12 protein-coding genes are annotated in these 13,336 nt (G+C 68.8%); 2 read left to right on the forward strand and 10 right to left on the reverse strand.

Features of this window, described 5'->3' with window-relative positions:
* Positions 1–358: 358 nt before the first annotated feature.
* From gloA2 to AC5P6H_RS04995, 5 genes are all read right to left on the reverse strand, one after another.
* A complete protein-coding gene (gene gloA2, locus AC5P6H_RS04975; RefSeq protein ID WP_049404668.1) occupies positions 359–763 on the reverse strand; it encodes an SMU1112c/YaeR family gloxylase I-like metalloprotein in 405 nt (134 codons plus the stop codon).
* The gene (locus tag AC5P6H_RS04980; RefSeq protein ID WP_495202362.1) at positions 760–1,830 is read right to left on the reverse strand and encodes a serine hydrolase domain-containing protein; all 1,071 of its coding nucleotides are present in this window, start codon (positions 1,828–1,830) and stop codon (positions 760–762) included. The genes gloA2 and AC5P6H_RS04980 overlap by 4 nt, the downstream gene beginning before the upstream one ends.
* 16 nt (positions 1,831–1,846) lie before the next feature.
* The gene (locus AC5P6H_RS04985) at positions 1,847–3,787 is read right to left on the reverse strand and encodes a DUF885 domain-containing protein (RefSeq protein ID WP_049442350.1); all 1,941 of its coding nucleotides are present in this window, start codon (positions 3,785–3,787) and stop codon (positions 1,847–1,849) included.
* A 94-nt stretch (positions 3,788–3,881) separates the two neighbouring features.
* The gene (locus tag AC5P6H_RS04990; protein ID WP_032958685.1) at positions 3,882–4,667 is read right to left on the reverse strand and encodes a queuosine precursor transporter; all 786 of its coding nucleotides are present in this window, start codon (positions 4,665–4,667) and stop codon (positions 3,882–3,884) included.
* Positions 4,664–5,347 (reverse strand): DUF502 domain-containing protein, encoded by a 684-nt coding sequence (locus AC5P6H_RS04995; protein WP_014647956.1) that lies wholly within the window; start codon positions 5,345–5,347, stop codon positions 4,664–4,666. Before AC5P6H_RS04995 ends, AC5P6H_RS04990 begins: the two co-directional genes overlap by 4 nt.
* Before the next feature lie 76 nt (positions 5,348–5,423).
* Between AC5P6H_RS04995 and AC5P6H_RS05000 the strand changes: the two genes are divergently transcribed.
* Positions 5,424–6,740: a hypothetical protein gene (locus AC5P6H_RS05000; protein ID WP_126411234.1), complete on the forward strand. Its 1,317-nt coding sequence runs from the start codon at positions 5,424–5,426 to the stop codon at positions 6,738–6,740.
* A gap of 8 nt (positions 6,741–6,748) precedes the next feature.
* On the opposite strand, the gene AC5P6H_RS05005 is transcribed toward AC5P6H_RS05000, so the two are convergent.
* The 5 genes from AC5P6H_RS05005 to trxA form a co-directional block, all read right to left on the reverse strand.
* Positions 6,749–7,465, reverse strand: coding sequence for a hypothetical protein (locus tag AC5P6H_RS05005; RefSeq protein ID WP_126411233.1), 717 nt, complete (start codon positions 7,463–7,465; stop codon positions 6,749–6,751).
* A 47-nt stretch (positions 7,466–7,512) separates the two neighbouring features.
* Complete coding sequence (locus tag AC5P6H_RS05010) at positions 7,513–7,965, reverse strand: DUF4442 domain-containing protein (RefSeq protein WP_014647953.1); 453 nt, start codon at positions 7,963–7,965, stop codon at positions 7,513–7,515.
* 67 nt (positions 7,966–8,032) lie between these two features.
* On the reverse strand, positions 8,033–9,658 hold the full coding sequence (locus AC5P6H_RS05015) for a CHASE2 domain-containing protein (RefSeq protein WP_069116173.1): 1,626 nt from the start codon (positions 9,656–9,658) through the stop codon (positions 8,033–8,035).
* Positions 9,655–11,355, reverse strand: coding sequence for a FecR family protein (locus tag AC5P6H_RS05020; RefSeq protein ID WP_329768452.1), 1,701 nt, complete (start codon positions 11,353–11,355; stop codon positions 9,655–9,657). Before AC5P6H_RS05020 ends, AC5P6H_RS05015 begins: the two co-directional genes overlap by 4 nt.
* A 107-nt stretch (positions 11,356–11,462) precedes the next feature.
* Entirely contained in the window at positions 11,463–12,320 is an 858-nt protein-coding gene (gene trxA, locus AC5P6H_RS05025; RefSeq protein WP_014038035.1) for a thioredoxin, read from the reverse strand.
* A 323-nt stretch (positions 12,321–12,643) separates the two neighbouring features.
* Here trxA and AC5P6H_RS05030 point away from each other — a divergent pair, with 323 nt between their 5' ends.
* Entirely contained in the window at positions 12,644–13,243 is a 600-nt protein-coding gene (locus AC5P6H_RS05030) for a DUF998 domain-containing protein (protein WP_075076259.1), read from the forward strand.
* Positions 13,244–13,336 lie beyond the last annotated feature (93 nt).

The raw sequence follows: 13,336 nt of genomic DNA on the forward strand, positions 1-13,336 counted from the left end.
GGCGGGGTATGGGGAAGGGGGGCTTTGCAGGGCTGCGCCTTGCACCTGCAGAGGCAGCCGCAACAGCCGGAGCAACAGCAAAAGCGGACTTGCTGAGGGATGGCGGGGCACTGTGGGTTTGCGGGGCCGCCGTAAACCCGTCCCTGGGGGCTTGGTCGCCGCATCCATGCGGCTCACACCCCGCAAACCCACAATGCCCCGCCTTCGACAGTTTCCGGCGATCTGCCGGTGCTGGTGCGGTTGGTGGGTGTCGACCTTGGTCGACACAGATCCATGCCATGCGTGGATGACGTTTCCGGTGGCGGCGATAGGGTCAGATCCCTTTTCCGACGGAAAAGGGATCTGACCCCCGGGGACGTCAACCGACTTCGTACAACTCCAGCGGAAGGTCGTCGGGGTCGGCGAAGAAGGTGAAGCGGCGTCCGGTGTACTCGTCCACGCGGATCGGTTCGCAGGCGACACCATGCGCGGCCAGGCGCTGGATGAAGGGTTCCAGTGCAGTCACCCGGAACGCGAGGTGGCGCAGGCCCTGGGCTTCCGGGCGGCTGGGACGGGGCGGCGGCGAGGGGAAGGAGAACAGTTCCAGCTGGCCGCCGTCGGGCAGGGCCAGGTCCAGCTTCCAGGAATCGCGCGCGGCGCGGTGGTTCTCGGCCAGCACGCGCAGGCCGAGGATGCGCACGTAGAAGTCTTTTGAACGTGCGTAGTCGCTGCAGATCAGTGCGGCGTGGTGGATGCCCAGCAGGGCACCGGAATCGGCGGTCATTGCAGGGTGTCCAGCCAGCGCTGGGCGATCTTCAGCGCCAGCGGATAGGGTTCGGGGTCGTTGCGGTTGGTCAGAACGATCACGGTCAGGTGTTTTTCCGGGTGGCGCACGATCACGTTGCGGAAGCCGATGCTCTCGCCGCTGTGCCATTGCACGGGGCCATTCAGCCGCCAGCCGAACCCGTAGTGCGGTACATCCGGTTCGGGCGTCGATGTGGCGGAGCTGAACATCGCGCGGCGCGAGGCCTTCGACAGCAGGCGGTCGTCGTACAGCGCCGCATCCCAGCGGGCCAGGTCGTCCAGCGAGGAATAGATGCCGCCATCGCCGAGCACGGCGCTGGTGGTGCTCTGGTCGGTGCGCCGCCAACGGCCATCGATCCAGCTGTAGCCATAGGCGCGTGCGGCGATGGTATCGATGCCGTCCTGATGGGCCACGGTGTGGGCCATGCCCAGCGGGCGGAAGATGCGCTGTTGCAGGAAGGCTGCGAAATCCTGGCCGGAGGCACGGCCGACGATCAGTGCCAGCAGCGCATAGCCGCTGTTGCTGTAGTGGTACTGCGTGCCGGGCGCGAAGTTCAGCCGGTCCTGGCGCGACAGCAGGGTCAGCACATCGGCGTCATGCACCTGCCGAGCATCAGCCGGGTCCATCAGGTCTTCGTAGTCGGGCAGGCCACCGGTATGCGAGAGCAGCTGGCGGATGGTGATGGCGGCCGCAGCCGGGGGCAGTTCGGGCAGCCATTGCCGGGCAGGTTGGTCCAGCCCGAGCCGGCCATCTTCCACCAGCAGCAACACCGCCGCAGCGGTGAACTGCTTGCTGACCGAGGCCAGCCGGAAGTTGCTGGCCGCAGTGACCGCCGTGCCGTCCTCCACCACCGCCAGGCCATAGCCGCGCCGGAATACCGGTTTGCCGTCATGCAGCACCAGTACGGCGGCGCCGGGCACCTGGCCGTCGTAGGCCTGCATCAGGCCGTCGATGCCCGCATCCGGTGGGGCCAGCACCGGTGCGGCAACGGTGGCCAGCGGCAGCAGGCCCAGCACGGCGGCGAACAGGGCGACGGCAGGTCGCATGGCGGCTCCGGAAGGCTCAGGGTGACGGGGCGGGCGTGGCGCTGGCCGGCTGGGCCATCCAGCGTTCCATCTTGCGGTCCAGCACGTCCAGCGGCATCGAGCCGTCCTTCAGCAGTTCGGCGTGGAAGCGGCGCAGGTCGAAGGCGGCGCCCTGGCGCGCCCTGGCCTTGTCGCGCAGGGCGACAATGGTGGTCAGGCCGGCCACGTTCGACAGTGCCTGGCCAGGCTGGGCCATGACCCGCTCGACTTCGGCGTTGGCATCGTCGCTGCTCATGTCCACGGTCTTCTGCAGGTAGGTGACAGCCTGCTGCTTGCTCCAGCCCTGGGCATTCACGCCGGTATCGGCCACCACGCGGGCGGCGCGCAGCAGGCGCGAGTACAGGTAGCCGATGCGGTCGTAGGGATCGGTGTAGATGCCCAGGTCCTCGCCCAGCGTTTCGGCGTACAGGCCCCAGCCTTCGACGAAGGCGAGATCGCCACCGAGGCGGCGGAAGCGCGGCAGCTTGGCCAGCTCCTGCTGCAGGCCCAGCTGCACGTGGTGGCCGGGGATCGCTTCATGCAGGTACTGCACCGGCACGTTCCAGCGCTTGCGGCCGGGCAGGTCGCGGGTGTTCACGTACAGCACCGCGGATTGCCCGGGCAGTGCCGGCTGGTAGGCAGCGGCAGCGGCGGTGAGCGCACGCTCCGGTTCCACCGCGCGTACGTCCAGCGGCGCCTTGGGCAAGGTATCCAGCACCTGCGGCAGGCGTGCGTTGACCTGCTGCTGCACCTGGCGGTAACGGTTGATCAGCGCATTGGCATCGCCGTACTGGAACTGGCGGTCGTTGCGCATGCTGCGCAGCAGCTTGGTGGGGGTGCCGCGCAGCTTGGCATCCTTCATCACCGTGGCGATCTGCGCCTGCAGTTCCTGCACGCGTTGTTCGCCCAGCGCGTGCAGCTGCGCGGCGGTCTGGTCGCTGGCGGTGGTCTGCACGATCAGGCTGGCGTACCAGGCCTGGCCATCGGGCAGTGCGCCCAGGCCGCTGCTGGCGCGCGTGGCCGGCAGGTATTCGGTGGCGATGAAGCCGCGCAGGGCGCGATAGGCCGGCATGATGCGCAGTTCGATCATGCGCTTGTACTCGGCGCTGATGCGCGCCTTGTCCTCGGCCGGGATGGTGTTGGGCATGGTGCGGATCGGCGACCAGAAGATGCTCTCTTCGGCGGTCGGCTTGATCACCGCATCCAGTTGCGGCAGCACTTTTTCCATCAGGTCGCGCGGCTGTACCACGCCGGCCTTCATGCCTTGGCGCATGTTGTCGATGGCCTGGTCGAACAGTTCGGGAATGCCCAGCGAACGGCGCGACCAGGTGTCGTAGTCCTGCACGGTGTTGAATGGCTGCGCGCCGGCACCGGCACCGAGGATCGCCATGATGCTGCCGATGTTGTAGTACTGGCTGATCGGCATCATCCAGCTCGGGTAGCGCTCGGCGGCCAGCGAGGCGCGTGCGTCGCGCACGAAGATCTCGTAGCTGAGCAGGTCCTGGCCCTGCAGGCCATCACTGCCGAGCTTCTCGACCTTGCCCAGCCATTGCGTGGTGAAGTCGTGCGACTGCTGGCGCCAGGCGGCGGACAGGATGTTGGGCAGCTGGTCGTTGTAGCGGGATTCGCCCTGGAAGGTGGCCTGCAGCGGGTTCAACCGCATCGAGGCATCCCAGTACTCGTCGTACAGGCGCTCCAGCTGTACCTGCTTGGGTACGGCACGGGCCGGCGCCACCGGACGCGGCGCGGCGCGGCGTGCCGAGCTGCCACGCGCCGGTGCGGTGGCGCGGGCGGGCCTGGCCTTGGGCTTGGCAGCCTGGCGGGTCTGCGCGGCGGCAGGGCGGCTGGCCTTCTTTTTCGCTGCTTCGGCCGACGGCACGGCACTGAACAGGAACAACGCGGCGATGGCGGCGGCCAGGGCGCGGGTGGGATGCGGCATCAGGAGCTTCCGTGGAACACAGACCGTGGAGCTTGCACGATCCGGCCGCGTACGGCCAGCGTGAAGGCGCAGTCAGCTTGCCGCCGCTGGGGCTTCAGTCAGCCGCCGCCGCCGCGCGCAGCGCAGCGGCCCTGTCTGCGCCCAGATAGCGGGTGATCGCACGCCGCATCAGGTACAGCAGCGGAATCAGGGCAATTGCAAAGCCCATCTTGTAGATGTAGTTGACGCTGCTGACGGCCAGGAACAGCGAGGTCGGCCAGTGCTGCGGGCCGAGCACGAAGGCGATCCAGATCACCACGAAGCTGTCCACCACCTGCGAGATCGCGGTGGACCCGGTCGCACGCAGCCACACGTGGCGCTCGCCGGTGGCCTGGCGGATGCGATGGAACACCGCCACGTCGATCAGCTGGCCGAGCAGGAAGGCCACCAGTGAACCGGCGATGGTCCACATGCCCTGGCCGAACACCGCTGCGAATGCGGCCTGGTAGTCCGGCACGCCGTGCCCGTCCATGGAGGTGATCCACCAGCTGGCCGGCGCCAGCGAGATCGCCGCGAAGGCGAACAGGAAGCCATAGGCGATCAGGACCACGGCCAGCCACGAGATGAAGCGCACGCCGCGCTTGCCGAAGAACTCGTTGATGGTGTCGGTCATGATGAACACCACCGGCCATAGCAGGGTGCCGGCGGTGAAGCTGAGCGAACCGGTCTGGCCGAACAGGTTCCAGTTCAGCGGATCGATGCCGAGGGTGTCTTCCAGCGCGAAGATCTTCACTCCGATCAGTTCGGCCAGCACCGCATTGCCGCAGAAGAACGCAGCCAGCACGATGAACAGCAGGACCGCGCGGTCCTGCAACGGGCGCTCGATCGGCGCCGCGGTCATTCGCTGCGATCGCCGGCGCGCGTGAACGGAACGCTGGACGGCGCGACGGCGCCGCCGGAAATGATGAAGCTCATGGCCTGGTCGACGGTCCAGTCGGTCGGGGTCAGCAGTTCCACCGGCACGATTTCCAGGTAACCCGAAGTCGGGTTCGGCGTGGTGGGCACGTACACCGCGGCCAGTTCACGGTCGGTGCCGTGTTCCTTGATCACGCGGGTGACCAGCCCGACCGACTTCATGTCGCGGTGCGGGAAGTCGATCAGCACCACGCGCTGGGTGCTGCCCGGTTCGGTCTGCAGCATGTCCAGCAGCTTCTTGGCGCTGTCGTAGATGATGCTGGCCAGCGGAATGCGCTTGATGACCGCGCCAACCCAGCGCAGCAGGCGCTGGCCCAGCACGCGGCGGCTGGCCACGCCCACCGCCAGGATCACCAGCAGGGTGGCCAGCAGGGCGATGGTGTTCTGGATCCACTCGGCCCGGACCCAGCCGAGGTAGTGCGGAAAGCTTGTCGCGATCTGCTCGGAAAGTGGCACCACCAACGGGCTGGAAATGCCCGACAGCAGCACGAACACGAACTTGACCACGACCCAGGTCAGCCAGATCGGCAGCAGGGTCAGCAGGCCGGTCAGGAACAGGCGCTGCAGGGAGGGGCGGGGGACCAGGGCGGGGGCTTCGAGCGACATGTGCGCATTGTAGCGGTCACGGCCGCTCGATTACGCTGGGCAATCGACTGCGGCAACGGCACATGGAAGGGAAGCTGTGTTGAAGATTCTGCGCGGACTGGGTTGGACCCTGGCAGGCCTTCTGGTGCTGGCCATCGTGGTGTGGTGCGCCTCGCGCATGTGGCCGGTGCCCGAATCGCGGCTACAGGCCCAGCAGCGCCTGCAGGCCCGCCTGCCTGTCCACGGCCACAACGGTTTTGCGCTGCTGTGGACGCTCGCGTTCGACGATCTGGACGCGCGCCAGCGCGAACAGGCCCTGGCCCGCGACGTGCAGCGTTGGGAGGCCGATCCGCGCGGCAATGGCGGCGCCGGACCGCAGCTGGCGGAGGACCATGACGCGCTGCGATCACGACCGGCGGCCAGCTGCGGGCCGACCGCCAGTGACTGCCTGGGCCAGGTGCGCGCCGACCCGCAGCGCTTCGTCGATGCCCACGCTGGCCACCAGCAGCTGCATGCGCGCCTGGACCAGCTGGCCGATGCGGACCACTTCGTGTCGCCATTCCGGCCCAAGGGCGACGGCATCCTGGTGCCGATGCCGACCTATGGCCTGATGATCGATGCCACCAGCGCACGCGCGCTGGCCTATGTGCAGGGCGATATCGACGGTGCGCTGCGTGGCAGTTGCAGGGGGCTTCAGCTGGGCCGGCGGCTGGTGACGGGCGGCAGTTACCTGGTGGAGAGCATCATCGGTGCCAGCCTGGTGCAGGCCAATGCCCAACTGCTGGCCGACATGCTGGTCGAACTGCCGGCCGACCATCCGTTGCCAGCGGAATGCGATCAGGCAATGCAGCCGATGCTGGCCGCCGAACAGAGCCTGTGCCGTGCGATGCAGGGTGAGTACGCGATGAGCCGGGCTGCGATCGAAACTTCGGCGCAGGAATTCAGCGGGGTGCTGGTCCTGGATCGCAGCAGCACCCTGGCGCGCGCGGCGGGCAATCTGGGCTGGGCCTGCGGCGCGGCGGCGATGGCGGCGCTGGAAGCGGATCGCCCGCTGCCGGTGCCGGCACCGCCTCAGCATGACTTTGGCTGCCTGTCGAACATCCTGGGGTGCGTGCTGACCGATATTGCCCGCCCGGTCTATCCGGCCTATTCGTCACGGACCCAGGATGCCGCCGCGATGGTGCGGCTGATCGGCGCGCAGCGCTGGCTGCGGCAGCAGGCGCAGGATCCGGTGGATGCGCTGCAGCGCCTGCCTGCGCAGTTCCGCTCGCCGGTGCGGGCACCGCAGCTGTCGGCCGATGGCCGCCGTCTGCAGGTGCCGCGGCGTTCACCGTCGCGCAGCACCGACGAGAGCCCATGGCTGTCGGTGCCGCTGGTGATGGAGAACGCCCCGGCCGCTGCTGCGCGCGATTGAGCAGCGTCTCAGTCGCTGCCCGCCAGCGGATCGAATGCCCAGCCATCACCGATGGTCTGCAGCGTCCAGCGGCGGCGGCTGTGCAGGGCCTCCCAGTGCACGCTGTCCTTGTCGTCCTCGATGCTGCCTTCGCTCCGCTTTACCCTGCCGGTGGAGAAGTTCACGCTCACCGACTCGGTCTGCCCGGAATTGCGCATCACCGAATTCTGGTCGTAGCCGATCAGCGCAAAGGCATCGTCCTGCCAACGGAAGGTAAAGGCGGTCGTGCCCATTGACCAGCTGCCCGCGCTGGCGAATGAAAACAGTGCGACCTTCAGGGTGCCCCGCTGGATGCTGACGCCGCCGTCTTCGAGCGGGTCGCTCATCACCGGATTGTCCGGGCGCGGTATCAGCTGGTGGTCCTGCACCGCCAGCACATAGCCGGACGGGCGCGACCACGCCACGGCGAGAATGCGCGGGTTGCTGTCGTACGGCGAGGGACCCAAGCCATCGTGCTCGATGACGTTGCGTGGCGCCTGCTGACGCAGCACCAGCACTAGGTCCGCGCGGCCATCCTGGTCGAGATCGCCTTCGACGCTCGATTCAAGTGCCCAGCCCTGGGGGACGAAACCGGCGGCATTGGCCGCCTGGGCCGGCAGCGTCGGATACTGCACCGGTGGCAGGTCGAGGGCGTGGGTGGTGAAGGACAGCAGGGTCAGCAGTGTGGCAAGCGCATACGGGCGCATCGGAGCCTCCATGGCAGGGAGGCCGAGGATAGCGCGCGCGTGCTGGATCAGCGTGCGTGCGGCTTCAACCGCAGGTACACCTGCTTGCGTACCTGGGCGACCACTTCGCCGCTTTCGTCGACGACATCGTTGCTGAACCAGCGCAGCACCTTTTCGCCGCCGGCCGCTTCGGCACGCAGTTCGGCCAGCAGTGCATCATCGATGCGGAACGAAGTGCGCACCGTGCCCCGGCCAGGCTTGAGGAAATCGATCGCACCGGCCCGGTCCCACACGTAATAGTCACGGCCGAGGATGTGCAGCAGGCCCAGCATCCAGAATGGATCGGTCATCGCGAACAGGCTGCCGCCGAAATGCGTGCCCACGTAATTGCGGTTCCACGGCCGCAGTCGCAGTGCCACGTCGATCTGCCGGTAATCGGGCGTGATCCGGGTGACGTGGATGCCGGTGAACAGGAACGGCGGCCAGAGGTTGATGCCGAAGCGGAACAGGCGGGCGTTCATGCGGGTCCGGGGCGCGAGGCGAGGTGCCCAGTCTAACCATTCGCATGCGTATGTTGCACCCCGGGAGTCACGTCCCGCCGTCGATCATGAACCCGTCGCGGCCGTTGGCCTTGGCCTGGTACAGGGCGGTGTCGGCGCCTTCCACGAAATGGTGCGGTTGCAGGTCACCGTCGGGCACGCGGGTGAATACCCCGATGGTGAGCGTGACGCCGTCATCGCTGCCATCGCCCGGCGCCGGCAGTGCACGCACGCAGGCAATCAGGTCCTCGATCACCCGGCGCGCGCCCTCGGCCGGCGTATCCGGCAGCACCAGTGCGAATTCGTCGCCACCGTAGCGCGCCGCCATGTCGCGCGGGCGGCGCGCATGGGCGCCGATCAGGCGGGCGACATCACGCAGCACGCGGTCACCGACCTGGTGGCCATGGCGGTCGTTGTGGCGCTTGAAGTGGTCGACGTCGATCAGCGCCAGGCTCAATGGCTTGCCACTGCGCCGCGCGGCGTCGCATTCCTGCTGCAGTGACTGCTCGAAGCGCAGGCGGTTGCCCAGGCCGGTGAGGGCATCGCGGTTGGCCAGGCGGTGCCAGGCCGAGATCCGCCACACCGCCCAGACCAGCAGTGCCAGCACCACGCCCAGCATCGCGCTGGCCGGTGCCCACCACAGGTCACCGGTGCGCAGCAGCAGCCAGCTCAGCAGCGGCGGCATCGGCAGCGAACACAGCGCGACCAGCCACGGCAGGCGCAGGCCGAGCAGGATCACGCACAGCGCCACCAGCACGCCACTGATGGCGTGCTGCCAGGCGTGCGGCAGCACGTCGATCTGCTTGTGCTGCAGCAGCATCGAGGTGATGTTGGCCTGGTACTCGCTGCCGCTCATCCAGAACTCGCGGGTGGTCGGGGTCAGCAGGCGAGGCGCGATGCCGCTGGCCGTCATCCCGACCACGATGCGGCGGCCATGCAGCATCGCTCCATCCACGTGCCCATCGAGCACGTCCGCATAGGACACCTGCGGCAGCCGCTCGGGCGGGCCGGCGTAGCGCACGCGCACGTAATCATCGCGACGCCATTGATAGGGCGAGCCCAGCGCCGGGTCGGGGTCCGGCAGGCCGCGTACCGCACCCGCCGGCAGGTCGGCCAGTGCCAGGCCCAGTGCCGGCCAGTGCGGCCGTCCGATACCGGCGTGCAGATAGACGCCGCGGGCGACGCCGTCCCCATCCACCTCGACATCGGTGTGGCCGATCGCGGCAGCACTGGCGGCGATCTGCGGGATCGGCAGCATTTCCTCGGCCATGCGGTCGCCGGCCGCCGGTGCCGCCAGCACCGGCAGCACCACCCGGCCGTTGCGTCGGATCGCGGCCGCCAGCTCATCATCCTGGCGGCTGTCGCGACGGTCGGGTTCGGACAGCATCAGGTCCAGCGCAACGCGTTCGGCGCCGGCATCGGTCAGGCGGTCCAGCAGGCGGGCATGCACCGAGCGCGGCCAGGGCCACTGGCCGATACGCTGCAGGCTGCCTTCGTCGATGGCCACGATCAGCACGCTGGGGTCGGGGCGGTAGTCCCAGTTGCCGACCAGTGCGTCATAGGCCGCCTCGTCCTGCCGCCACAGCCATTGGCCCTGGCTGGCCACGATGGTCAGCACGCCGGCCAGCAGGGCCAGCAGGATCCGCTTCGACCATGGCAGCGGCGAGCGCCTCACAACAACAACCAGAGCAGCAGTGCACCGCCACCGGCGCCGTAGCACAGGCGGCATGGCAACGGGATCTGCTGGGCAGGGGAGAACTCGCCGGCGTGGCCGTCATCGTCGATGTACTGCACGCGCACGTGCAGCGTGCCGCTCCACGGGCGCTTGAAGCTCACCTGCGGCTGGGCCACGGTTTCATCGATCAATGGGGCCTTGAAGTCACCGCGGCGATCCACCTGCACCCGGTAGCGCTGGCCTTCGCTGCCGGCCTGCCAGCGCAGGGTGAGCTCGCCGTGCGCGGCCTCGGGCGGTTGCAGTGCCGGGTCCACCGGCTCGTTGCTCAGCTGCAGCGGCAGCGCCTGGCCATAGCGGCCCTGGTGGCCTTCGGCATCGCGCGAGGCCACGCGCCAGTAGTACTGTCCGGGCGGCAGCGGTTGCGCCAGGCGCAGGTCGGTCGCATGGGTAGCCTGCTCCTGCAGTGGCTGCCGGAAGCTGGGTTCGGCGGCGATCTGCAGCACGCTGCTGCGTGCACCGGGGGCCTGGCTCCAGCGGAAGCGCGGGCGGTCGCTGTTGATCGTCTGCCCATGCAGCGGCGATACGGTCAGCGGCGGCGGTGGCTGGTCACTGAGCTCGAAATCGGCGCTCGCATCCATGCCTTCGACGCCCTGTGCGTCGACCGCGCGCAACAGGAGGCGCAGCTGGCCGGGCGGCAGGTCGCCGATCGCCAACCGGGTGTCGGCGGTGGTGGTGGCGAACAGCAGGATCTCCGGCGTTGCCGCCTGCACCACTTCCACCCGGTAGTGATCGGCGCCAGTGACCGGTTCCCAGGCAAGCAGGGTCGGCAGCGGCGCCAGGCGCAGCGCGTCATTGCGCAGCGCCGGCGCCGGCAGCAGGGCCGAGACCGCGGCGGGGGCCGCATCGGCGCTGCTGCTGCGGGTGGACTGCCCCGGCCGTACCAGCCGCTGGCCATGGGGGTTGCCGACCTGCACCTTGCCCTGCAGGACCTCGGTGGCGCCGACGTGCCCGGTATCCCCGGCGCTGACCCGGAACACCGTGCCGCGCACGCTGCTGGTCGCGGTGGGTGCATCGATGATGTAGCGCGAGGCCGGGCCGCGCGCCGGCGTCACCCGGTTGCTGGCGCGCCCCTGCTGCAGGCGCAGGCGGGTGTCGACCATGCCGGTGTGGCCATAGCGGCTGAGCTGGTCCAGGCGCAGGCGCGAGTATTCGCGCAGCTGCAGGCGCGAGGCATCGGCGAATTCCAGCGTGATGCTGGAATCGCCCTCGGTTTCCACGGTGTCACCGATATGCAGCTGCTCGCCGGCCTGGAGCGCACGGGTCGCCGTGCCATCGGCACCGGACAGCTCGACCTTGCCGCGCACCGACAGCACCCGGGCCGGCGCCGGTTCGGTGCGCAGCCAGCTGATCGGGAAGCGCAGCAGCTGGCCCGGCGGCAACTGGTAGGGGTTGTCGATGCGGTTGTGCTGCTGCAGCTGCTGCCAGCGTACCGAGGGTTTCAGGTACAGCCCACCCAGGTCCCACAGGGTGTCGCCGGGCCGGACCCGGTAGTTCCAGTCCTGGGCGCCGGCGATGGCAGGCGGCAGGAGGAGGGCGCAGAGCAGGGCGCCCGTTAAACGCATGGCGAACGACAGAGAGCGGACGACGGTCACAGTTTGCAATCCCGGCAATGCGGGGGTGCAGCTGCAAGACCCCATGGCCCCGACCTCATCCCCCCGAACGGATCGTGGCGACCGCAAGGCCGCCAGCGCGCGCATTATTGCCCGCGTTCAGTGCAGGGATTCTGAACGGAGCGGGCTTCCGTTCAGAACAGCAGCGACGCCATCCTGCGGCGGTACTGGCCCACCAGGTCCTCGTCGGAGATCACATTGAAGGCGTCGATCAAGGCTTTGCGTGGCAGGCCCTCCTCGAATCCACGGTCGATCCGCAGCATTTCCAGGAACTGCGCCAGGGCGGCCTCGTCATGCCCGCCCAACAGCAGCTGCACGCCGCGCAGGTGGCGGGCCTTGAGATCCTTGCCATCAGCGGCGATGCGGGCCTCCAGCACCTCGGCCGCCGGGGCATCCTTCAGCGCAGCGGCGAAGGCCAGGCGGGCACGGGCGCGCACGGCGCGGTCGTCGGTGGCCAGATTGGCCGGCAGGCCGTCGATCAGGGTACCGGCCTCGTCCACGCCGCCGATCTGCAGCAGGGCCAGGGCCAGGTCGAGCTTCAGCTCATCCTTGTCCGGCTCGGCGGCGATCTGCGCGCGCAGTACGTCTACCTGCGCCTGCGGGTCCAGCGGGGCGTCATCTTCAGGGGCGGCATCGCCGACATCGGCCGGCACGATGCCGTGCTGGGCCAGGAATTCACGCAGCTGGCCTTCCGGAATGGCGCCGGGGAAGCCGTCCACCAGCTGGCCGCCCTTGACCAGGAACACGGTGGGCACCGAGCGGATCTGGAAGGCCGCCGCGATCTGCTGTTCCTTGTCGACATCGACCTTGGCCAGCTCGAAAGCGCCGTTGTACTCGGCAGCCAGCTTTTCCAGCATCGGGCCCAGGGTCTTGCACGGCCCGCACCAGGTGGCCCAGAAGTCGACCAGCACCGGCGTCTGCAGCGACTTCTGCAGGACTTCGGCCTCGAAGGTCGCAGTGGTGGCGTCGAATACGTAGGTCGTCTCGGTCATGGGGGAGGCATCGCTTGGCATCTGGAGACCGATTCTATGGTGACGATCGATGTCGGTCTCAACCCTGCCATCACGGAGTACGCCCTCGAGTGGTGCTGGCGGGCCGGCAGGGGCGCAGTGCAGCGTGTGGATCACCCACTAGCCGGAGGCGACAGGCTTCGATGGGGAGGCGCGCTTGCGACAGGGCGGAACTGCCATGCCTCGAGCATCACGGTAGGCGCAGCAGGCAGATATTGAAGTGCTCTGGAATGCGCCGCGCTTGGCGCATCGCGCCGCTGCCGCGACAATGCCGTGGTCCATTCCTTTCCGGGTGATTGCGCGCAATGTCCGTGGTCCGGCTTGATCGTTGGTTGGGGCTGCTTGCGGCAGTCGTATTCGTCCTGGCCGTGGCCGGCTTCGGTGCCGGCCTGGACGGCTATGCCCAGGCTCGCCACCCGGTGGCGCTGCTGGGTGCGCGCGGTGTACCGCATGCGCTGGCCTTCAATCTGCTGGGTTTCGTGCTGCCCGGCGTGCTGGCGGTGGCGGTGGCTGAACGCCTGCGCCGCAGTCTGCCGGCCACTGCTGGCTGGGCGCCACGGGTCGGCAGCCAGATGCTGCTGCTGGCCGGTCTGGCCTTTGCCGCGATGGGGCTGCTGCCACTGGACGTGGATGACCTGCATGGGCCCGCCAGCCAGCTGCATGCCAGCGCCTGGATGATCTGGGTGCTGGGTTTCGTCGCCGGCACCGTGCTGCTGGGCGTGTCCCATCTGCGCCAGGCGCATGGCCGGGCCTTGGGCGCAGTGGCCCTGGGCTGCGGCGTGCTGGCCGCGCTGGCGGCGTTCGCCCTGCAGGGCACACTGCCGGCGCCGATGGCACAACGGCTCGCGTTCGCCTGCTGGCTGGTCTGGCTGGCGGCGGCCCTGCCGCTGTCGCGTCCGCGCTGAGACGCCTCCCCGAGCGCCGCGGCGCCGGCGTCCGGCAGGCAGGATTGGAGCCATTTGCCGCACTGCGGTACGCTGTACCGCTTTGCCGCCGCA

Source organism: Stenotrophomonas sp. YJH_SMC_110, from assembly GCF_059369255.1.